The following is a 20,108-nucleotide window of genomic DNA, read 5'->3' on the forward strand; positions in this document are numbered from 1 at the left end:
CCCGCGATCAAATCACCACTCAGGCCTTGGCCCGACGCGCTTTGAAGAACTCGGACAGAATCGTCCCGCACTCTTCCGCCAGCACCCCACCTTCGAACAACACCCGATGGTTGAGAAAACCCTGGGTGAAAAACTGCCCCTGGCTCTGCACGATGCCCGCCTTGGGCTCCAGCGCGCCGTACACCACCCGCGCAATGCGCGAATGAACGATCAGCCCGGCGCACATGCTGCAGGGCTCCAGCGTCACATACAGGGTGCTGCCGGGCAGCCGGTAGTTGCTCGCGGCCTGGGCGGCGGCGCGGATGGCGACCATTTCGGCATGGGCACTGGGATCACTGCCGCTGATCGGGCAGTTGAAGCCCCGGCCAATGACCTGACCATGCTGCACCAGCACCGCGCCCACCGGCACCTCGCCCATGGCCGCACCTTGCGCCGCCAGCTCCAGGGCCTGACGCATGAATTCCTGGTCGCGGCTGCGATCAATGATTTGCGGCTGACGCATCAGGCGACCTCGATCGCGGCCATCAGGCCGGTTTCCATATGGTCGATGACATGGCAATGGAACATCCAGGTGCCCGGGTTATCGGCGACCAACGCCACCTGGGCACTCTCGTTCTTGCCCAGCAGGTAAGTGTCGGTGAAGTACTGCTCCGGGAACTTGTGGCGGTTCGAGCTGAGCACCTTGAAACTCATGCCATGCAGATGGATCGGGTGCTGGTACTGGGTCATGTTCTTGAGCTCGAAGATATAGCTCTTGCCCTTTTGCAAGGTGGCGATCGGCCGCTCGGCACAGGTCTTGTCGGTGATGTCCCAGGCCTGCCCATTGATCTGCCACAGGCTAGGCGGCTTGCCGTTCTCGGTGTTGACCGAAACCGAGCCCACCCACTCGAAATTGAAGTTGAGCTTCTCGGCATTGGCCAGGTCCGGCTCGGCAATCGGGTTGGCCGGCAACGCCGGTGGCCAGTCGCCGGGCGCCTCACTGCTGGCTACCGAACGCAAGGTACCCAGGCGCACCGAGCCATCGCGCAACGACAGCTCTTCGCCGGCAGGTGGCATCTTGATTGCCAGGCAGATTCGCATGCCCGGGCCAAGCCAGTAATCCTTGCCCAGCGGCCGCGGGGTGATCGGGTTGCCATCGAGGGCGTAGACCTTGGCCTCAAAGTTACCCTTGAGGTTGATCCGGTAGGTCAGGGTGTTGTCCAGATTGAGCAGGCGCACCCGCACGATCTGTCCTTCGGGCATGTCGATGACGGCGTTGGCCTGGCCATTGATGGTGATCAAACGCCCGGCAGTGCCCCCACGAGCGGCCTCACGCGGGATGCTGAACGGCAGGTAGGCGCCCTGCTCGTCCACATGCCAGTTTTTCAGGCTCAGCGTACGCTCATGCTTGAAACCAGTGGGCTCGCGCTCCTCGACGATCAGCGGCCCGACCAGGCCTTTGCCGAGCTCTTCGGAGCTGTTCACATGCGGGTGATACCAGAAGCTGCCAGCATCCGGGACGCGGAACTTGTAATCGAAATACTCGCCCGGCAACACCGGCAGTTGCGAGACGTAAGGCACACCGTCCATCTCCAGCGGCAGGCGGATGCCATGCCAGTGAATGGTGGTGGCTACCGGCAGGTGGTTGATGAAACGCACACGCAGCCACTCACCCTGACGCACCCGCAATTCGGTGCCCGGCGCGGAGGGACCGAAAGCCCAGGCCTCGGTCTTGTGGCCGGAAACCAGCTCGACATCCAGAGGCGCGGCAATCAGCTCGTAGTCATGCCCGGCGTTCGGGTCGCTGCGCCCCAGCCAGTAACGGGATGCGCCACCGGCGCCCAGACCGATTGCCACCAGGCCGGTCAGGCCACCGAGTATTTGTCGCCGGGTAAAGGACATGCAGCTGGTACCTCGTAATGCTAGGAACAACATGCCGGCACCTTGCCAGGTACCAGCGATGAAGGGCGAATACGATACACCTGCAATTGCGAAAGATTAAGTGAAGTGTTGCCGCAGGCAAGCGCCGGCAAAAAAGGGCGCCTGAGCGCCCTTCTGCATCACGCCCGGCTGGGCGCGCTCACGCTCTGCTCGTTGTGCAACTTCCATGCATCGGCAAACGGCGCCGTGCCTTTGTCATAGGGTTTGAACAGGACCATGTAGACCAGGCCAATGCCAATCACCACCGCCGACGTCAGCAGGATGCCGTAGTTGCTGTACCAGGGGGCATCCGGCGTACGCGGCCAGGACATGTTGACGATCGCCAGCACGCCGTAGACCAGCGCCAGGATGTTCACGATCCAGCCCCAGCCGCCCAGGGTGAACTGACCTGCCGGCCTCCAGCCGCGCAGCCGGGCGAACAGCGCTCCGCCGACAATCATCTGGAAGGCCAGATAAATGCCGATGGCGGCGAAGCTGACGATGATCGCAATGGCGTTTTCCAGGTAGAACCCGGCACAGACAATCGCAGCCGGGATCAGGCCGCAGGTGATCAATGCTGCCGTGGGCACCCGGGTATTGGGCGACAGACGCTTGAGCACACTGCTGCCCATGACCATTTCGTCGCGGGCAAAGGAGTACAGCAAACGGCTGGCCGCCGCCTGCAGGCTCAGCACGCAGGACACGAAAGACACGGTGATGACCGCCGTGACAATCTTCCAACCGGTCGGCCCGAAGGCATTGGCCATGATGGTCGACATCGGGTCTTTGTCTTCGCCGGACAGCACCTTGGCAATGTCCGGAACCGCGAGGATCAGGGCCAATGCGGCGAAAATCGCGGCACCACCACCGATGTAGATGGTCATGCGCATGGCTTTGGGAATGCGCTTGCTCGGGTTTGGCGTCTCTTCCGCCACATCACCGCACGCTTCGAAGCCGTAATAGAGGAACATGCCGGCCAGCGAAGCGGTCAGGAACGCCGGCCAGTAACTGCCGTCGATACTGATATCAAAGGTATTGAACAGCACCGAAAACGGCTGATGACGCTCGAAGATCAGCAGGTAGCCACCGATCACAATCGCTCCCAGCAGCTCGCAGATGAAACCGAACATCGCGACCTTGGCCAGCAACTTGGTCCCGCTCAGGTTCAACAGGGTTGCCAGCACGGTCAGGGCCAGCGCGACGAATGTATTGGTCACCGGGCTCGGTTCGAAGCCGAGCATCGCCGCGATGTAGGGACCAGCACCGAGCGCAACCGCAGCAATGGTCACGCACAGCGACACGGAGTAGATCCAGCCGACCATCCACGCCCAGCGCTTGCCCACCAGACGGCGGGCCCATGGATAGACGCCGCCGGAAATCGGAAACTGCGAAACCACTTCGCAGAAAATCAGGCACACCAGCATCTGCCCGAAACCGACCAGCAAGTACGACCAGATCATCGGCGGCCCGCCTGCCGCCAGGCACAGGCCGAACAGCGTATAAACGCCCACGACCGGCGAAAGGTAGGTGAAGCCCAGCGCAAAGTTTTCCCACAGGCTCATGCTTCTTTCGAAGTTCGACGTATAGCCAAGCGCCTTGAGCTGGGCGGCATCGCGGTCCACCGCAGTGAGTTCGGAACTGTTCATGCTGTTATCCTGAGGACATTGTCCTGTCGGCAGTTATTGTTTTTGTTTGCAGACTTACAACTTGATCCAGGTCGCTTTCAGTTCGGTGTACTTGTCGAACGCATGCAGCGACTTGTCGCGGCCGTTGCCCGATTGCTTGAAGCCACCGAACGGCGCGGTCATGTCGCCGCCATCGTACTGGTTGATCCACACGCTACCGGCTCGCAGCGCTTTGGCGGCCAGGTGCGCCTTGGAGATATCGGCGGTCCATACGGCAGCGGCCAGACCATACGGCGTGTCGTTGGCGATGTTGATGGCTTCTTCGACGCTGTCGAAGGTGATCACCGACAGCACAGGGCCAAAGATTTCTTCCTGAGCGATCTTCATGGCATTGCTGACGCCATCGAAAATGGTCGGCTCGACATAAGTGCCACCGGTTTCCTGCAGGGTGCGCTTGCCGCCCACCAGCAGCGTGGCGCCGTCATTGCGGCCGGACTCGATGTAGGACAGCACGGTGTTCATCTGCTGGCTATCGACCAGGGCACCGACGTTGGTTTCCGGGTCCAGCGGGTTGCCGGGCTTCCAGGCTTTCAGCGCCTCGACCACCAGCGGCAGGAATTTGTCCTTGATCGAACGCTCCACCAGCAGGCGCGAGCCGGCAGTGCAAACTTCACCCTGGTTGAAGGCAATGGCGCCAGCCGCCGATTCGGCTGCAGCCTGCAGGTCGGCAGCATCGGCGAAGACAATGTTCGGGCTCTTGCCACCGGCTTCCAGCCAGACACGCTTCATGTTCGACTCACCGGCGTAGATCAGCAGCTGTTTGGCGATTTTGGTCGACCCGGTGAACACCAGGGTATCGACGTCCATGTGCAGGGCCAGGGCCTTGCCGACCGTGTGGCCATAGCCTGGCAGTACGTTGAGGACGCCAGCCGGGATACCGGCGTCGATCGCCAGCTGGGCGATACGAATGGCGGTCAGTGGCGATTTCTCTGACGGTTTGAGGATCACCGAGTTGCCGGTCGACAGCGCCGGGCCGAGTTTCCAGCAGGCCATCATCAGCGGGAAGTTCCACGGCACGATGGCGGCAACCACACCCACCGGCTCGCGGGTCACCAGACCGAGCTGGTCATGCGCGGTGGCCGCCACTTCGTCGTAGATCTTGTCGATGGCTTCGCCGCTCCAGCTCAGCGCTTGCGCAGCACCCGGCACGTCGACGGCCAGCGAGTCACTGATCGGCTTGCCCATGTCCAGGGTTTCCAGCAGCGCCAGTTCGTCGGCATGGGCTTCGAGCAAGGCGCCAAAACGGATCATGACCTGCTTTCTGTCTGCCGGCGCCATGCGCGACCAGACGCCGGAATCGAAGGTGGCGCGGGCCACTTCTACGGCGCGATCAGCGTCTGCCGCCGAGCAACTGGCGACCTTGGTCAGCAGGCGGCCATCGATCGGACTCAGACAATCGAAGGTTTCCCGTTCGATGGCGTGGGTATAGTCCCCACCGATAAACGCACGCCCTTCAATCTTCAGGGCCTGTGCGCGAGCTTCCCAAGTGCTAAGCGTTGGATTCGTCATGTCGGTGCCATTCCTCTGTGTCGATGCCAGTGCCTGTCAACGCTCCCGTGGCTGCGGAAACCAGGCTTTTTATTAAACATATGAAACCGTATCTTATGTTCGAAGAACTGCCAATCCGCGTGTCGTTTTTATCTAAAAGCGACCTGCTTTCAGATATTCCACGCTTGAAATGGGCTTTTCTGTTGCACACCAAGCGGCAGATGGCTAAAAGAAATCTAGTTTCATATTTTTACGGCGACCCGGATGACTGAACCGAATAAAGTGAACCGCCTGTCTTTGCTACAGGTGAGCCAGGAAGGCAAACCCGAGGAGGTAGCTCGCCGGCTGATCGAGGTCATTGACCTGGGCCTAATTGGCGAGGGCGAGCAATTGCCCAGCGAAAGCGAGCTGGCGAGCCGTTTTGGCGTGGCCACCGTCACCTTGCGCGATGCCCTGGCGATCCTGCGTCAGCGCGGCGTTGTCGCAACCAGGCGCGGCAGAAATGGCGGCAGCTTCGTCTGCGCCCCGGTGGAGGTTTCCGACGACTTTCTCAAGGCCAGGTTGAGCGCCATGAGCTCGCTGGCACTTCGCGACCTCTGCGACGAACAGATCGCGATTTCCGCCACCGCCGCAGGGCTGGCGGCCAGCCGCTCCTCCAGCGTCCAGCACCAACGACTGGAGCATTTCGTCAGCGCACTGCAGGACGCCACGGCACGCAGCGAGCTGCGCCGGGCCGATGCGCGCTTCCATATCGAGGTTGCCGTCGCCGCCCAATCGGTGCGCCTGACCCATGCAGAAATGCGTCTGCAAGCCGAAATTGGCGAACTGCACTGGATCTGCACCGACGACGCACAGAAAAACACCGCCATCGCCGAGCACCGGGCCATACTCCAGGCAGTGATTGCCGGCGAATCCAACCTGGCCAGCGCGCTGACCGAAGCCCATATCAAAGAAGGCATCAAGCGCCTGATGGATTTGCGTTTCCAGTTGCTTGGGCAGCAAGAGAGCAGGTTGTCATGATCACGACAGAACAGTACGACCAACTGCGCCAGTGCACCGAACGCCTGGAACAGGCGCTCAGCAAGGTCTTCGAACAACTCGACAGCCTGGCCGAACAGGTGGTGACGGTGTGGGACGCGCTGGCAGCCGAAGGCAGAAAGCCCACGTCCAAAGACCTGGCGTTCCTGCAGGCGACCCTCGAAGAGCGGCTTTCAAGCAACGACACCTACATCCATGGCACCGGTGTGGTGCTGGAGCCGGGCGAGCTTGCCGATCAAGAGTTTTTCCTCGAGTGGTTCTACCGCCCCGCCAGCGGCAAAATCGCGCCGATGATGCTTAACTTCAATCGCCAGAGCGAAAGCTTCTACAACTACCAGGGCATGCCCTGGTTCACCCGGCCGAAGCTTACGCTGCAGGCATCGGTCGAAGGCCCCTTTGTGGACCTCTACGGCACCGAACTCTACATACTGGCGTTCTCGTTGCCGATCCTCGCCGGTGGGCGTTTTGTCGGCGTTGCCGCGGCGGATATAGCCATGCATGAATTCGATCAACTGCTCACCCGCTGCCTGCTGCGCATGCAGAACGAGGCATTCATCATCAACGGCGAAGGCCGTATCGTCGCAGCCAACTCCACCAACTGGTTCGTCGGTAACATGGCCAGCCGCCCGGCCGCCGCCAAGGTGCACAAGCTCAAGCCGCTATCGATCGACTGGTCGCTGGTGGAACTGCCGACGCCACGATAGGCCGATGCATCCTTAGGCAAAACCGATTTCCGTCTTTTCAACAACAGCAATAATCGAAGAGGAAATACCATGCAGCGAATCTCGCTTCGCCTTGTCAGCATCCTGGTCGTTCTGTTGTTTGCCCAGTTCTCGGTGGCGGCGGACAAGGACAAGACCCTGGAAGTCATCAACGCCTACATGAGCGCCTGGAACAAACACGACCCCGATGCCGCGGCGCAGTACTTTGCCGAGAACGGAGAGTTTCTCGACGCGTCCGTAGGGGTGCCCAAAGTCGGCCGGGAAGCCGCCAGGGTCGAAGTCATCAAGCTGTTTATCGATGCAGTGCCTGACCTGAAATGGCAGATGGTTGGCCAACCGATTGTCGACGGCGACAACATCGCCTTCGAGTGGCAGTTCGACGGGCACAACACCGGTGCCTGGGCTCCCGAGACGCCAGCGACCAACAAGCCGTTGTCGTTCAAGGGTGTCAGCTTCATCAAGCTGAAGGACGGCAAGATCGCGTCGCAGCATGACTACTATGATGCGTTGTCGTTCAACAAGCAGCTGGGTTGGTAACCGAGCTAGCGCTTCGGCTTACACCTTTTCGGGCACGCGGCACACTACCGGTGGGAGCGGGCTTGCCCCGCGATTGCAGGCCGTCAGCTACATCGCTTCGCGGGGCAAGCCCGCTCCCACCGGGACACCACATACCCAAAGCCCGCAATGACCCGGGCTTTGGGGTGTTGCTTGCGGCCTAGTGGACAAATAGCAGCTTCGTGTATTTCTCAGAGACTTTCCCGCTGCGCTCGCCGTCCACACCGTAATAGCGATCCTCACGGCACAACCGCTCTTTGACGTCGCAGAAAATACCATTGGCAAAGGTGAACTGGGTCGGGTCGAAGTCGCCTTGTGAAAACAGCTTGGTCGCGGTTTTCTTGCCAAGATGTTTCTCGGTCAATTCGCGGGAAACGCCGCTCTTACCGTCGACACACAGGTAACGGTCGCACAGCACGCCCGGCTCAGGCGATTTGAGGGCAACCTTTTGCTGCGCCTGTGCAGGTATTACGGATGCGGCAAGCAGCATGGCCAGAGAGAACGGAATAAATTTCGAGTTCAATCGGATAACCCCGTTTAAGTGAGTGAGCGTGCCAACACGCCTGACAATGACCGTCAGTTGCGATGGAATGTTCCCGGCGCATGGGATCGCGCCAGGCTGGAGATGAAAAAAGCCCGCGATTACGCGGGCTTCAGGGTGTTTCTTGCTACTCGGTGCCGGTCAGTGCCGGACAGCCAATCATTCCCACTCGATCGTTGCTGGCGGCTTGCTCGACACGTCGTAAGTAACGCGCGAGATGCCTTCGATCTCGTTGATGATCCGGCCGCTGACAGTCTCCAGCAGCTCGTAAGGCAGGTGCGCCCAACGTGCGGTCATGAAGTCGATGGTTTCTACCGCACGCAGGGCCACGACCCAGGCGTAACGACGGCCGTCACCGACCACACCCACCGATTTCACCGGCTGGAACACCACGAAAGCCTGGCTGACCTTGTGGTACCAGTCGGCCTTGCGCAGTTCTTCGATGAAGATATGGTCGGCACGACGCAGCAGGTCGGCGTATTCCTTCTTCACTTCACCGAGGATGCGCACACCCAGGCCCGGGCCCGGGAACGGGTGACGGTAGACCATGTCGTACGGCAGGCCCAGCTCCAGACCGAGGCGACGGACCTCGTCCTTGAACAGCTCGCGCAGCGGCTCGACCAGCTTGAGGTTCATCTCTTCCGGCAGTCCACCCACGTTGTGGTGCGACTTGATCACGTGGGCCTTACCGCTCTTGGCGCCAGCCGACTCGATCACGTCAGGGTAGATGGTGCCCTGCGCCAGGTACTTGATGTTCTCAAGCTTGTTCGACTCGGCATCGAACACGTCGATGAAGGTGCGGCCGATGATCTTGCGCTTTTTCTCAGGGTCCGCTTCGCCAGCCAGGTTGTTCAGGAACTGATCTTCGGCATTGGCGCGAATCACCTTGACGCCCATGTTCTCGGCGAACATGGCCATCACTTGCTCACCTTCGTGCAGACGCAGCAGGCCGTTGTCGACGAAAACGCAGGTCAGCTGGTCGCCGATGGCCTTGTGCAGCAGCGCGGCTACAACCGAGGAGTCGACGCCGCCGGACAGGCCGAGCAGGACGTTGTCGGTACCGACCTGGGCACGCACCTGGGCAATCGCGTCTTCGGCGATTTTCGACGGCGTCCACAGGGCTTCGCAGCCGCAAACGTCGAGGATGAAGCGCGAGAGGATACGACCACCCTGCTTGGTGTGGGTCACTTCCGGGTGGAACTGCACGCCGTAGTAGCCGCGGGTGTCGTCGGCCATGCCGGCGATCGGGCAGCTCGGGGTGCTGGCGAGGATGTGGAATTCTTCCGGGATGCGGGTGACCTTGTCACCGTGGCTCATCCATACGTCCAGGCCGAGTACGCCGTCAGCATCGACGTGGTCTTCGATACCATCGAGCAGGCGGCTCTTGCCGACTACATCAACGCGGGCATAACCGAATTCGCGCAGCTCGGAACCTTCAACCTTGCCACCCAGTTGCTCGGCCATGGTCTGCATGCCGTAGCAGATGCCGAATACCGGCACACCCAGGTCCCAGACGGCCTGCGGCGCGCGCGGGCTGTCGGCTTCATGCACGGACTCGGGGCCGCCGGCCAGGATGATGCCGCGCGGGGCGAATTCGCGAATCGCTTCATCGTCCATGTCGAACGGGTGCAGTTCGCAGTACACGCCGATTTCGCGGACGCGGCGGGCGATCAGCTGGGTGTACTGGGAACCGAAGTCGAGGATCAGGATGCGGTGAGCGTGAATGTCGAGGGCCATGACTCAATCTCGTCAGTGGTAATCGGAAACGACGCGGGGCTGTCGATAACAGCCCCGCTTGCAAGTGTTGCCAGAAGCATCAACCTACGCGGTAGTTTGGCGCTTCTTTGGTGATCTGTACGTCATGCACGTGGGACTCGGCCATGCCGGCACCGGTGATACGCACGAACTCAGGCTTGGTGCGCATCTCTTCGATGTTGGCGCTGCCGGTGTAACCCATCGAGGAACGCAGGCCACCCATCAACTGGTGGATGATCGCGGTCAGGGTGCCCTTGTACGGCACGCGACCTTCGATACCTTCCGGCACCAGCTTCTCGGCACCGGCCGAGGAGTCCTGGAAGTAACGGTCCGAGGAGCCCTGGGCCTGGGACATGGCGCCCAGCGAGCCCATGCCGCGGTAAGCCTTGTAGGAACGGCCCTGGAACAGTTCGATCTCGCCTGGTGCCTCTTCGGTACCGGCGAACATCGAGCCCATCATCACCGCCGAAGCACCGGCCACGATGGCCTTGGACAGGTCACCGGAGAAGCGGATGCCACCGTCGGCGATCAACGGGATACCAGTGCCTTCAAGGGCCGCGGCGACATTGGCGATGGCGCTGATCTGCGGCACGCCGACACCGGCGACGATACGGGTGGTGCAGATCGAGCCAGGGCCGATCCCGACCTTGACCGCGTCAGCGCCGGCTTCGGCCAGGGCCTTGGCAGCAGCGCCGGTAGCGATGTTGCCACCGATGACCTGAACCTGCGGGAAGTTCTCTTTGACCCAGCGAACGCGATCGATCACGCCTTTGGAGTGACCGTGAGCGGTGTCGACCACTACCACGTCAACGCCGGCAGCAACCAGTGCAGAAACGCGATCACCGGTGTCTTTGCCGGTACCGACCGCAGCACCAACGCGCAGACGACCCTGGTCGTCCTTGCTGGCCAGCGGGTAGGCCTTGGCTTTTTCGATGTCGTTGACGGTCATCATGCCCTTGAGGGCGAATTTGTCGTCGACGATCAGCACGCGCTCGATGCGGTGTTTGTGCAGCAGTTCGCGCGCTTCGTTCTTGTCGGCGCCTTCCATGACCGTGACCAGGCGCTCTTTAGGCGTCATCACTTCACGGACAGTGGCATCCAGACGGTTTTCAAAACGGATGTCGCGGGAGGTGACAATGCCGACCAGGTCGCCATTGTGCAGCACCGGAACGCCGGAGATGTTGTTCAGGCGGGTCAGGTCGAGCAGATCACGTACCGTGGCATCGGCCTCGATGGTGATCGGGTCCTTGACCACGCCGGCCTCGAACTTCTTGACCTTGCGCACTTCGGCAGCTTGCTGCTCGATGGTCATGTTCTTGTGGATGATGCCGATGCCGCCTTCCTGGGCCATGGCAATGGCCAGACGGGCTTCGGTCACGGTATCCATGGCGGCGGAAACCAACGGAATATTCAGCTCGATGCCACGGGTCAAACGGGTCTTGAGACTGACTTCATTGGGTAGCACCTCTGAATAACCAGGCACTAGGAGAATGTCGTCGAAGGTCAGGGCTTCTTGGCTGATACGCAGCATCGCGGGGGCTCCCGGGCGGGAAAAATGGAAGCGCGCCATTATACTCATCCAGAGCCCTTCACTCAATGCAAAGATCGGTCCTTCGGTCAGTTACCGCTGCGCTTTACCTGCACCACGGCCACCGGCTGATCCAGCCAGTCGGCAAAGTCATCGAGAAAAGCCTGCTTGAATCCCGCCGCGCCCCAGTTATTGAAGATGAAACCCAGGTTGGAAAACGCACAGGGCTGCAGGAACAGGAAGCCGTTGATGTCGTCTTCATGGCCGCACAGCGGGCAAATGAAATTGTCGGTCTGCCCGGGCATCCACTCCTCGAGGCTTTCAAACAGCGCCACGCCCACCTCGCGGCGACATTCGGCGCAGCCCGCCTCTTCGAGAAAATCGTCGAGGGGTGTGTAGATGCAACGCTTGGTAATCACTTCCAGGCCATTGATCGCCTGCCCGAACGGCAGTAGCTCGGGGCGCTCGACGACTTTGCGCGCACCTTCGGCGATGGCGTAAGCCATACGGTTGCCGGTGCTGCCGCAGGTGCTCAGTTGCTCCTCGATGATCTTCTCGCGCACCAGCCAGCGCAGGATTGCCCGCGCGCGCGGCTCATGCACAGGAACGGTGGAGATTTTCGGGACAATGATGCTCTGGGTAATCATGACGGCAGCCAAACATGCTCAAAGCTGCCAGTTTACCGTACTCAGGTAGCGACCGATCAGGGCAATGCCGCTGGCCAGCACCAGCCAGGTGACCAGACGCACGAAGGCGTCCCGCGACATGTTCAGGGTCAGGCGCCGGCCCAGGTACAGCCCGATCAGCATCATCGGCAGCAAGCACAGCGCCAGCAACAACAGCGGCAGGTCGGCATACACCCCGGCAATCAGGAACAGGCTCAGGCGCACCACGGTACTGCAGCTGATCAGTGCGCTTTGGGTCGCCCGCGCCTGCTCCTTGGAGGGCAGCCGGGCGTTGAGATAGATGGCATAGAGAAAGCCGCCGCTGCCGAACAGGGCACCGAACAAACCGCCCACGGTTCCCATCGGTACCGACCAGGAGGCCGAGAGCTGTGCCGGCCTGATTTTCACCGCCAGGCTGTACAGGGCATAGGCGCTGATAAACAGGCCCATCAGCAGCAACAACAGGTCGGACTTGAGGTTGAGCAGAAACACCACACCGAGAGTGCAGCCCAGCGCCATACACGGCAGCAGGCGGAGCAATTCCGCGCGGGCCACCGCCTTGCGCGCCGGCAGCCAGTTGCCGAAAGCGGCGACAAAATCCAGCAACACCAGCAACGGGATGATCCGCGACAACGGCATGAAGTTGATCAGCACCGGTCCGGCGACCAGTGCCGTGCCGAAGCCGGCGATACCAAAGACGATATAGGCGGCGCCGACGCCGAGCAGGATCGGCAGCCAGTCGAAAGCGGTGAACGGTATTTGGGCAAACAGAGTCGAGAGCATGGCGGTCGCCAACAGTGAATGTGTGGAAACTTTAGCCAGCGCCAAGCCATGCCGACTAATATGCAATTACGCCACTAGCCATCTTGAAACGGCATATCACCAATGATCTCCACCCGTCAGTTGCGATACTTCGTCGAAATCGCCGAAAGCGGCAGTTTCAGCGCCGCCGCCGAGCGCCTGTTCATTGCCCAGTCGGCCCTGAGCCGGCAGATCAAGGAGCTGGAGGCGCAGCTTGAGACCTTGCTGTTCGAACGCACCGCTCGCCAGCCGCGCCTTACGGCTGCCGGCCAGGCCTTCTTGCCGAGGGCCCGCACCTTGCTGGTGGACCTGGAGAAAGCCCAACGCCTGGCCCGGGATGTCGGCCAGGGCGTACGTGGCAGTCTGCGCCTGAATCATTCGAGCACGGTGCCGTTGACCGGGCAGCTGTTGACCCGGCTCAGTGGCTATCTGCATGAGTATCCGGGCGTTGCCATGGAAATCGCCCAGCAGTCTTCCGAGGCTCAGCTTGCAGAGCTGGCCGAAGACCGCCTGGAAATCGGCCTGCTGCGCTTGCCGGTGCTGCGCCAGCATGAAGGGCTTTGTGTGCAACCGCTGTTTGAGGAGCCCTTGTTGCTGGCGGTTGCCGAAAATCATCCGCTGGCCAGGGAAGCCAGCGTTTGCCTGGCGCAGTTGCGTGACGAGGCCTTTATTTCCATCCCCCATCGCCAGCGCGGCGGCTTGAGCTACCTGTCTGCAGAGCTGTGCATGGGGGCAGGATTCTTTCCGAAAGCTGCACGGGTCGTATCGCGCAAGACAACTCAGTTGCAGTTGATCCAGGCAGGTTTTGGTGTGGCTTTGTTGCCGCAGTGCATGCAGGAGATTGCCCCGCCTTCACTGCGATTCATTGCCCTGACGGATGAAGGGTGCAGCAGTACGGTGGCGTTGGCCTATCGCCAGAATGCCGGGGCTTTGGTGCGGCAGTTTGTAGATCACATGACCGCATCGCGGGGCAAGCCCGCTCCCACCGAGTGTGGAGAGCCTGTGGGAGCGGGCTTGCCCCGCGATTGAAGACTCACAGCACCACTGCCACCCCGACACCACAATCCTTTATGATGCTGCCCCATGATCAAAGACCCTTTCGAAAGACTCGGCCTGGACCGCGAAGTCCTGACCGTCAGCCAGCTCAACGGCCGCGCCCGGGTGCTGCTTGAAGACGTGTTCCGCAATGTCTGGGTCGAAGGCGAGATTTCCAACCTCGCCCGCCCGGCTTCCGGTCATGTCTATTTCACCCTCAAGGACAGCGGTGCCCAGGTGCGCTGTGCACTGTTCCGGCAGAACGCCCTGCGGGTTCGCCAGGCCCTGCGCGACGGCCTGGCGGTCAAGGTGCGCGGCAAGGTCTCGCTGTTCGAAGGCCGTGGCGACTATCAACTGATCCTCGACACCGTCGAACCTGCCGGCGATGGCGCGCTGCGCCTGGCGTTCGAAGCACTCAAGGAGAAACTCGGTGCCGAAGGCCTGTTCAGCGCCGAAAACAAGGTTGCCCTGCCCGCCCACCCGCAACGTATTGGCATTGTCAGCTCGCCTACCGGCGCGGTGATCCGCGACATCATCAGCGTGTTCCGCCGTCGTGCCCCGCAGGTTGAACTGACACTGATCCCCACCGCCGTACAAGGCCGCGAGGCAATCAACCAGATCGTACGCGCCCTGCAACTGGCCGACAGCCGCGGTTTCGATGCGCTGATCCTGGCCCGTGGCGGTGGCTCGCTGGAAGACCTCTGGTGCTTCAACGAAGAAGCGGTAGCCCGGGCTATCGCTGCCTGTGTGACGCCGATTGTCAGCGCCGTCGGCCATGAAACCGATGTCTCGATCAGTGACTTTGTCGCTGACGTTCGCGCACCAACGCCTTCGGCCGCCGCCGAGTTACTGGCCCCGGACAGCAGCGACCTGCAGCGACGCATCGACAGCCTGAAACGGCGTCTGCTGCTGCGCATGCAGAGCCGCCTGACGCACGACCGCCTGCGCCTGGACAGCCTGACTGGACGTCTGCGCCACCCTGGCGAGCGTCTGCGCCAGCAGGCCCAGCGCCTGGACGACCTCGACATGCGCCTGCGCCGCGCCTTCGAACAGCGCCTGAACCAGCGCCGCGAACGTCTCGCGCGGCTCGACACGCGCCTGGCCGCGCAACACCCGGGACGCACCCTGGCCCTGCTCAAGCAGCGCCTGGACAGCCTCGCCGAACGCTTGCCGCGCGCCATGCGCGAAACCCTCAAAGACCGCCGCCAGCGCTTGCAGGCGCAGGTCCAGACCCTTCACGTGGTCAGCCCCCTGGCAACCCTGGGGCGCGGCTACAGCATTCTCCTCGATGAGCGCGGCCAGGCGATCCGCAGCGCCGCCCAGACCCACAACGGCCAGCGCCTGAGCGCACGCCTGGGCGAAGGCGAGTTGCAAGTGCGGGTCGAAGACAACCACCTGACTCCGGTCACGCTTTCACTACTGGACTGAACCATGCCCCGTCTGTTTGCCCCGCTGTTGCTGCTGTGCCTGATGTTCGCCAGCAGCGCCCAGGCCAGCTACATCACCCGTCAATTGAACAAGCCGGTACCCGGTGGCGTCGCGGTCGTTGACCTCGGCCCCGCAGCCCAGGCACCGAGCGCGCGCTTTGACGGCAAACCGGTGCTGGTGGTCAAGGAACAGGACAACTGGCTGGCCATCGTCGGTCTACCGCTGACACAGAAACCTGGCCAGGCGCAGCTCACCCAGGGCACGCGCACGCTGACCTTCAACGTCGGCAGCAAGAAGTATCCGGAGCAACGCATCACCTTGAAGAACAAGCGTCAGGTCAACCCCGACCCGGCCGACCTCAAGCGCATCGATGCCGAGCTTGCCGAGCAGATCAAGGCCTACCGCAGCTTCAGCCCGAACTTGCCGAGCAACCTGATCCTCGACAAACCGGTCAATGGCCCGCTGTCAAGCAAGTTCGGCGTGCGCCGCTTCTTCAATGGTGAAGAGCGCAATCCGCATGCCGGCCTGGATTTCGCCGTGCCTGCCGGCACGCCGATCAAGACCCCGGCCAACGGCAAAGTGATTCTGGTGGGTAACTATTTCTTCAACGGCAACACCGTGTTCGTCGACCATGGCCAGGGCTTTATCAGCATGTTCTGCCATATGTCGAAAATCGATGTGAAGCCAGGCCAGCAGCTCAGTCGCGGCGCAGTGGTCGGGCGGGTAGGCGCAACCGGTCGGGCAACCGGCCCGCATATGCACTGGAACGTCAGCCTCAATGATGCGCGGGTGGATCCGGCGATTTTCATCGGGGCGTTCCAGCCCTGACGCTTGGCGGCATACCAAACCTTCAGTCAGTGCTGAGTGGGACGTTGACTTTGGCCTTGATGAACGGTACGCCCGGTGACAAATAAGGACGAATAACCTCAGCTACAGCTTCTTTTTGCTTTCGCTTGCAAAAAATATTCAAGCTCCAACTTACCACTCGACCAAGACGCTGATCGAAATGAGTGAACTTCAAGTCCACGACATCTCTGTTTGTTGCAACGGCGAGCTGCGTAAAATCCCTCCACTCATATATTAGATGATGATATTGGGTGTGCATTTCCCGATAGTTTTTTGAGTAAGCCATCGAGAGGTACGTCAAACCTAGTCCGCCGGGCCCTATCAACGCGCCGAGCAAGAAAGACGGGTCAATGGTCGCCATGAAAATGAAAAAAATAGCCGTTACCCCTGCAAGCCACTTCAAGAATGTCAGCGCCCATTCGGGAAAGTCTTTCCATTCACAACACTCCACTCCAGATTGAGTAAAACGAAAGGCGAAATTCATCCGCTGATGGGTCATAGATGAAGTTACAGACAACATAAGCACATAAAAGAAAACGCAAGACAACGTTCGCCAAGGCTGACTCATGCCCTCATACACCGAGTACATGATAAATGAAACCCCTAACAACAGCACAGCCACAACCACAAACATGCAATTAGCTACAAACGTATTGTAGTTACGCGCTCGAATTGTCCAGCCCAACAATTCGGGCTCATGCGCAAATTTCCACTGAAGCCGCGTCGGCAGATCAAGATTTTTATTGAAGCCAAACATTGCTGCACTCATCGCTTAGTTGAACCTGGGACGGCCAATTTTAGTAGTTTTGTATTTTTGTTGAGCAACACGACGCCATCTTTCTCCATCAGCTCACTGCCCAACGCATTATTGATTCGATCGGCTTCATTTGTTGCCCATTCCAAGGGCATTCGAAACATGTAACCGCGACGATCTGATCGCTGCCGCACACCAGCCGGATATTTAATCTCCAGTTCAAGGGTCGGGCTGTCGGTCCGACTATCGACCCAGACTTGCCAAAGACGATATGGTTCTTCGTCAGTGTGAGTGAAATCCGTTAGGCTGGTTTTACTTCCTGGCGCGCTAGGCAGCTCTCCGAGTAACTTCGGTCGATCCAGTTGCCATAGAGAAACTGGTCGTAAAAGCTATTGCCCGCGACGCTTAGTTCGTCTTCTAAAAAATAGCGCCTCTGGACTATTGCCGGTTGCAAGGTCAGCTCTTTGCCCGCCAGCGCTGCCGGCACCTGGATTAGTACCCAGAAGCCCAGCTATTTTCTCGGGGTACTGCCACCACCGTAATACAGAGCTCTTCCCATTACCGTGGGTCGTTGCAACGTCTCCATCAAAGAGGTCATCTGCTTGAGATGCCCATCATTGCCCAACCATTCGGGGGTTGCCCCGCGCCCCCAGTTACAACGATACAACCACAACCGCAGTCCCTCACGCTTGAAGCGGTCGGGGGCCCATGAACACTCAACCATCAATCGGTGCTGAGCGGAACATTAACTTTTGCCTTAATGAAAGGCACACCTGGAGACAGATAAGACCTGATAAGTTCCGCCACCTTTTCTTTTGTCTTTCGCTTGCAAAATACATTAAGACTCCAATTGGTTTCAAAGTCATCCCCATCCATAGTGATGGTGTATTTCAAATCGACAACCTCTCGATTGGTAGCAATGGCCAGCTGCGTAAATTCTTCCCACTTAAATGCATAGTGATGGTAGTACGTATGCATTTCCCGATAGTTCTTTGAGTACGCCATCGAGAGATACGTCAAACCCACACCACCAGGACCTATCAACGCACCAAGCAAAAACGACGGATCAATAGTCGCCATAAAAATAAAAACAATCGCCGTTATCCCTGCAAGCCACTTCAAAAAAGTCAGAGCCCACTCGGGAAAATCTTTCCACTTGCAATACTCCACGCCGGACTTCGTGAAGCGAAAAGCGAAATTCATTCGCTGATGGGTCATAGTAGAGATTACGGACGCGCATACTATGTAAAAACATATACTCACCAATAACCGTGAAAAAGAAGGCTCACCCGACGCTGAAGTTGAGTAGAAAAAATACGCCCAACCCATTATTACGACTAGCATAAACGCAAACATACCATTCGCCACAAACGTATTGTAGTTACGCGCCCGGATCGTCCAAGCCATTAATTCAGGCTCATGCGAAAATTTCCACTCAAGCTGCGACGGCAGCTCAAGGGCTTTATTAAGGTTAAACATTATATGACTCAACGAGCGCTTGAGTTGGGGACGGGTAAATTAAATAGCTCAGTGCTTGTGTGGGTCAGCACGATTCCATCCTTTTTCATCAGTTCATTGTTAAACATATTATTGGCACGATCGGCCTCGTTCACGGCCCATTCCAGTGCCAGTCTGAACATGTAACCGCGGCCATCTGACCGCTGCCGCACGTCGCGCGGGTATTTAATCTCCAACTCAAGGATCGGATTGTCCGCTGGGCTGTCAATCCAGACTTGCCAAAGACGGTGTTGATCTTTCTGGGTGTAAGTGAAATCCGCCGGGCGAAGTTTATATACGGGTCCGCCGGGCAACTCTCCGAGCTGCTTCGGATCGACCCAGTTGCCATCAAGAAACTGGTCGTAAACGTTATTCTCCGTGGCATACAGCCGATCTTTAGAAAAATAGCGCTGCTCGACGATTGCCGGTTGCAAGGTCAGCTCTTTGCCCGCCAGCGCTGCCGGCACCTGGATTTGTACCCAAAACCCCAGGCACTTTTTCGGGGTGCTGCCACCACCGCAATACAAAGCGTTCCCTACTACAGTGGCCGTTGCTGCGTCTCCTCCATTAGTACTGTGGAACGTCAGCCTTGGTTTCGATGCACGGCACACCTGGAGACAGATAAGGCTTAATAAATTCAGCTACTTTTTCTTTTTGCTTCCTTCTACAGAAAATATTAACCCCCCCAACGGTTATATGATCACGCCCCTCCTGAATAACACTATATTTAAATTCAACGATCTCTCTATTAGTAACAACAGCGAGCTGCGTAAGTTCTTCCCACTTAAATGCATAGCAATGGTATTGGGTATGCATTTCCCGATAGTTCTTTGAGCATGCCATCGAAAGATATGTCAAACCCACTCCACCAGGACCTATCACTGCACCAAGCAAGAACGACGGATCAATGGTTGCCATGAAAACAAAAAAAACAGCCGTTATCCCTGCAAGCCATTTCAAAAATGTCAGGGCCCATTTGGGGAAATCCTTCCACTCACAATGTTCCAGCCCCGACTTACTAAAACGATAAGCGCAATTTATTTGCTGATGGGTCATGGAAGAAACCACAGACAACATAAGAACATAAAAGAAAACACAAGATAATATTCGCCAAGGCTGCCCCATCCCCTCATACACCGAATACATAATAAAAGCACCACCCAATATCAATATAGCCATAAATAAAAACATGCTATTAGCCACAAAAGTATTGTAATTACGCGCCCGAATCGTCCAAGCCAATAATTCAGACTCATGCGCAAATTTCCACTCAAGCTGCGGCGGTAGATCAAGGGGCTTATAAAATTTAAAAATCATAGCACTCAACTATTACTTAAATTGGGGACTGGTAACGTTAATAGCTCAGTGCTGTTGTGTGTCAGCACGATGCCATCTTTTTCCATCAGTTCACTGCCAGATGTACTGTTGACTCGATCAGCCTCGTTCGCTGCCCATTCCAGCGCCAGTCGGAACATGTAGCCGCGGCCGTCTGACCGCTGCCGCACGTCGCGCGGATATTTAACCTCCAGTTCAAGGATCGGATTGTCCGCTGGGCTGTCAATCCAGACTTGCCAAAGACGGTGTTGATCTTTCTGGGTGTAAGTGAAATCCGCTGGGCGAAGGTTATATACGGGTCCGCCGGGCAACTCTCCGAGCTGCTTCGGATCGACCCAATTGCCATCAAGAAACTGGTCGTAAACGTTATTCTCCGTGGCATACAGCCGATCTTTAGAGAAATAGCGCTGCTCGACGATTGCCGGTTGCAAGGTCAGCTCTTTGCCCGCCAGCGCTGCCGGCACCTGGATTTGTACCCAAAACCCCAGGCACTTTTTCGGGGTGCTGCCACCACCGCAATACAAAGCGTTTCCTAC

Annotated in this window: 21 protein-coding genes; 7 read left to right on the forward strand and 14 right to left on the reverse strand. The window is 58.8% G+C overall.

Annotation, left to right across the window (positions count from 1 at the left end):
- Positions 1-19 precede the first annotated feature (19 nt).
- The 4 genes from tadA to PSAKL28_RS21090 form a co-directional block, all read right to left on the reverse strand.
- The gene (tadA, locus tag PSAKL28_RS21075; protein ID WP_038614197.1) at positions 20-502 is read right to left on the reverse strand and encodes a tRNA adenosine(34) deaminase TadA; all 483 of its coding nucleotides are present in this window, start codon (positions 500-502) and stop codon (positions 20-22) included.
- Positions 502-1,881 carry a multicopper oxidase family protein gene (locus PSAKL28_RS21080; protein WP_038614199.1) on the reverse strand — a complete coding sequence of 460 codons (1,380 nt, stop codon included), beginning with the start codon at positions 1,879-1,881 and terminating at the stop codon, positions 502-504. Before PSAKL28_RS21080 ends, tadA begins: the two co-directional genes overlap by 1 nt.
- A gap of 158 nt (positions 1,882-2,039) precedes the next feature.
- The gene (locus tag PSAKL28_RS21085) at positions 2,040-3,545 is read right to left on the reverse strand and encodes an APC family permease (protein ID WP_038614201.1); all 1,506 of its coding nucleotides are present in this window, start codon (positions 3,543-3,545) and stop codon (positions 2,040-2,042) included.
- A 54-nt stretch (positions 3,546-3,599) separates the two neighbouring features.
- Entirely contained in the window at positions 3,600-5,093 is a 1,494-nt protein-coding gene (locus tag PSAKL28_RS21090) for an aldehyde dehydrogenase (RefSeq protein ID WP_038614203.1), read from the reverse strand.
- A 95-nt stretch (positions 5,094-5,188) separates the two neighbouring features.
- Between PSAKL28_RS21090 and PSAKL28_RS27780 the strand changes: the two genes are divergently transcribed.
- The 4 genes from PSAKL28_RS27780 to PSAKL28_RS21105 all read left to right on the forward strand — a co-directional run bounded on the left by PSAKL28_RS27780 (position 5,189) and on the right by PSAKL28_RS21105 (position 7,369).
- On the forward strand, positions 5,189-5,344 hold the full coding sequence (locus PSAKL28_RS27780; RefSeq protein ID WP_157687061.1) for a hypothetical protein: 156 nt from the start codon (positions 5,189-5,191) through the stop codon (positions 5,342-5,344).
- Complete coding sequence (locus PSAKL28_RS21095; RefSeq protein ID WP_038614205.1) at positions 5,337-6,092, forward strand: FadR/GntR family transcriptional regulator; 756 nt, start codon at positions 5,337-5,339, stop codon at positions 6,090-6,092. Before PSAKL28_RS27780 ends, PSAKL28_RS21095 begins: the two co-directional genes overlap by 8 nt.
- Positions 6,089-6,814, forward strand: a complete 726-nt coding sequence (locus PSAKL28_RS21100; RefSeq protein WP_038614207.1) for a cache domain-containing protein — start codon at positions 6,089-6,091, stop codon at positions 6,812-6,814. The genes PSAKL28_RS21095 and PSAKL28_RS21100 overlap by 4 nt, the downstream gene beginning before the upstream one ends.
- Positions 6,815-6,883: 69 nt before the next feature.
- The gene (locus tag PSAKL28_RS21105) at positions 6,884-7,369 is read left to right on the forward strand and encodes an ester cyclase (protein WP_038614209.1); all 486 of its coding nucleotides are present in this window, start codon (positions 6,884-6,886) and stop codon (positions 7,367-7,369) included.
- Positions 7,370-7,547: 178 nt separating this feature from the next.
- On the opposite strand, the gene PSAKL28_RS21110 is transcribed toward PSAKL28_RS21105, so the two are convergent.
- From PSAKL28_RS21110 to PSAKL28_RS21130, 5 genes are all read right to left on the reverse strand, one after another.
- A complete protein-coding gene (locus PSAKL28_RS21110) occupies positions 7,548-7,910 on the reverse strand; it encodes a YcgJ family protein (protein WP_257011823.1) in 363 nt (120 codons plus the stop codon).
- A 177-nt stretch (positions 7,911-8,087) separates the two neighbouring features.
- Positions 8,088-9,665: a glutamine-hydrolyzing GMP synthase gene (guaA, locus tag PSAKL28_RS21115; protein WP_038614213.1), complete on the reverse strand. Its 1,578-nt coding sequence runs from the start codon at positions 9,663-9,665 to the stop codon at positions 8,088-8,090.
- A gap of 79 nt (positions 9,666-9,744) precedes the next feature.
- Positions 9,745-11,214 carry an IMP dehydrogenase gene (gene guaB / locus PSAKL28_RS21120; protein WP_038614216.1) on the reverse strand — a complete coding sequence of 490 codons (1,470 nt, stop codon included), beginning with the start codon at positions 11,212-11,214 and terminating at the stop codon, positions 9,745-9,747.
- Positions 11,215-11,300: 86 nt separating this feature from the next.
- Complete coding sequence (locus PSAKL28_RS21125; RefSeq protein ID WP_038614219.1) at positions 11,301-11,858, reverse strand: sugar ABC transporter ATPase; 558 nt, start codon at positions 11,856-11,858, stop codon at positions 11,301-11,303.
- Positions 11,859-11,876: 18 nt separating this feature from the next.
- On the reverse strand, positions 11,877-12,659 hold the full coding sequence (locus PSAKL28_RS21130; protein WP_038614221.1) for a sulfite exporter TauE/SafE family protein: 783 nt from the start codon (positions 12,657-12,659) through the stop codon (positions 11,877-11,879).
- Positions 12,660-12,761: 102 nt separating this feature from the next.
- Between PSAKL28_RS21130 and PSAKL28_RS21135 the strand changes: the two genes are divergently transcribed.
- Genes PSAKL28_RS21135 through PSAKL28_RS21145 form a run of 3 tightly spaced genes read left to right on the forward strand, consistent with a single transcriptional unit; the run spans position 12,762 to position 15,968 of the window.
- Positions 12,762-13,706 (forward strand): LysR family transcriptional regulator, encoded by a 945-nt coding sequence (locus PSAKL28_RS21135; protein WP_051939510.1) that lies wholly within the window; start codon positions 12,762-12,764, stop codon positions 13,704-13,706.
- A gap of 54 nt (positions 13,707-13,760) precedes the next feature.
- Positions 13,761-15,140 carry an exodeoxyribonuclease VII large subunit gene (xseA, locus tag PSAKL28_RS21140; protein ID WP_038614224.1) on the forward strand — a complete coding sequence of 460 codons (1,380 nt, stop codon included), beginning with the start codon at positions 13,761-13,763 and terminating at the stop codon, positions 15,138-15,140.
- A 3-nt stretch (positions 15,141-15,143) separates the two neighbouring features.
- Positions 15,144-15,968 carry a M23 family metallopeptidase gene (locus PSAKL28_RS21145; RefSeq protein ID WP_038614227.1) on the forward strand — a complete coding sequence of 275 codons (825 nt, stop codon included), beginning with the start codon at positions 15,144-15,146 and terminating at the stop codon, positions 15,966-15,968.
- 22 nt (positions 15,969-15,990) lie between these two features.
- Here PSAKL28_RS21145 and PSAKL28_RS21150 read toward each other — a convergent pair whose 3' ends face one another.
- The 5 genes from PSAKL28_RS21150 to PSAKL28_RS21170 all read right to left on the reverse strand — a co-directional run bounded on the left by PSAKL28_RS21150 (position 15,991) and on the right by PSAKL28_RS21170 (position 20,096).
- Positions 15,991-16,743, reverse strand: a complete 753-nt coding sequence (locus PSAKL28_RS21150) for a hypothetical protein (RefSeq protein WP_038614229.1) — start codon at positions 16,741-16,743, stop codon at positions 15,991-15,993.
- A gap of 720 nt (positions 16,744-17,463) precedes the next feature.
- The gene (locus tag PSAKL28_RS21155) at positions 17,464-18,219 is read right to left on the reverse strand and encodes a hypothetical protein (RefSeq protein ID WP_038614232.1); all 756 of its coding nucleotides are present in this window, start codon (positions 18,217-18,219) and stop codon (positions 17,464-17,466) included.
- Positions 18,220-18,227: 8 nt separating this feature from the next.
- On the reverse strand, positions 18,228-18,704 hold the full coding sequence (locus tag PSAKL28_RS21160) for a hypothetical protein (protein ID WP_157687062.1): 477 nt from the start codon (positions 18,702-18,704) through the stop codon (positions 18,228-18,230).
- Between the two features lie 100 nt (positions 18,705-18,804).
- Entirely contained in the window at positions 18,805-19,554 is a 750-nt protein-coding gene (locus PSAKL28_RS21165; protein WP_038614237.1) for a hypothetical protein, read from the reverse strand.
- Positions 19,555-19,559: 5 nt separating this feature from the next.
- A complete protein-coding gene (locus PSAKL28_RS21170) occupies positions 19,560-20,096 on the reverse strand; it encodes a hypothetical protein (protein WP_038614240.1) in 537 nt (178 codons plus the stop codon).
- Between the last annotated feature and the right edge of the window lie 12 nt (positions 20,097-20,108).

The organism is Pseudomonas alkylphenolica (assembly GCF_000746525.1).
GTDB lineage: Bacteria > Pseudomonadota > Gammaproteobacteria > Pseudomonadales > Pseudomonadaceae > Aquipseudomonas > Aquipseudomonas alkylphenolica.

Coding starts and splice junctions, on each gene's coding strand:
- tadA (WP_038614197.1), bottom strand. CDS start 502: ATGCGTCAGCCGCAAATCATTGATCGCAGCCGCGACCAGGAATTCATG.
- PSAKL28_RS21080 (WP_038614199.1), bottom strand. CDS start 1,881: ATGTCCTTTACCCGGCGACAAATACTCGGTGGCCTGACCGGCCTGGTG.
- PSAKL28_RS21085 (WP_038614201.1), bottom strand. CDS start 3,545: ATGAACAGTTCCGAACTCACTGCGGTGGACCGCGATGCCGCCCAGCTC.
- PSAKL28_RS21090 (WP_038614203.1), bottom strand. CDS start 5,093: ATGACGAATCCAACGCTTAGCACTTGGGAAGCTCGCGCACAGGCCCTG.
- PSAKL28_RS27780 (WP_157687061.1), top strand. CDS start 5,189: ATGTTCGAAGAACTGCCAATCCGCGTGTCGTTTTTATCTAAAAGCGAC.
- PSAKL28_RS21095 (WP_038614205.1), top strand. CDS start 5,337: ATGACTGAACCGAATAAAGTGAACCGCCTGTCTTTGCTACAGGTGAGC.
- PSAKL28_RS21100 (WP_038614207.1), top strand. CDS start 6,089: ATGATCACGACAGAACAGTACGACCAACTGCGCCAGTGCACCGAACGC.
- PSAKL28_RS21105 (WP_038614209.1), top strand. CDS start 6,884: ATGCAGCGAATCTCGCTTCGCCTTGTCAGCATCCTGGTCGTTCTGTTG.
- guaA (WP_038614213.1), bottom strand. CDS start 9,665: ATGGCCCTCGACATTCACGCTCACCGCATCCTGATCCTCGACTTCGGT.
- guaB (WP_038614216.1), bottom strand. CDS start 11,214: ATGCTGCGTATCAGCCAAGAAGCCCTGACCTTCGACGACATTCTCCTA.
- PSAKL28_RS21125 (WP_038614219.1), bottom strand. CDS start 11,858: ATGATTACCCAGAGCATCATTGTCCCGAAAATCTCCACCGTTCCTGTG.
- PSAKL28_RS21130 (WP_038614221.1), bottom strand. CDS start 12,659: ATGCTCTCGACTCTGTTTGCCCAAATACCGTTCACCGCTTTCGACTGG.
- PSAKL28_RS21135 (WP_051939510.1), top strand. CDS start 12,762: ATGATCTCCACCCGTCAGTTGCGATACTTCGTCGAAATCGCCGAAAGC.
- xseA (WP_038614224.1), top strand. CDS start 13,761: ATGATCAAAGACCCTTTCGAAAGACTCGGCCTGGACCGCGAAGTCCTG.
- PSAKL28_RS21145 (WP_038614227.1), top strand. CDS start 15,144: ATGCCCCGTCTGTTTGCCCCGCTGTTGCTGCTGTGCCTGATGTTCGCC.
- PSAKL28_RS21150 (WP_038614229.1), bottom strand. CDS start 16,743: ATGTTTGGCTTCAATAAAAATCTTGATCTGCCGACGCGGCTTCAGTGG.
- PSAKL28_RS21155 (WP_038614232.1), bottom strand. CDS start 18,219: ATGTTTAACCTTAATAAAGCCCTTGAGCTGCCGTCGCAGCTTGAGTGG.
- PSAKL28_RS21165 (WP_038614237.1), bottom strand. CDS start 19,554: ATGATTTTTAAATTTTATAAGCCCCTTGATCTACCGCCGCAGCTTGAG.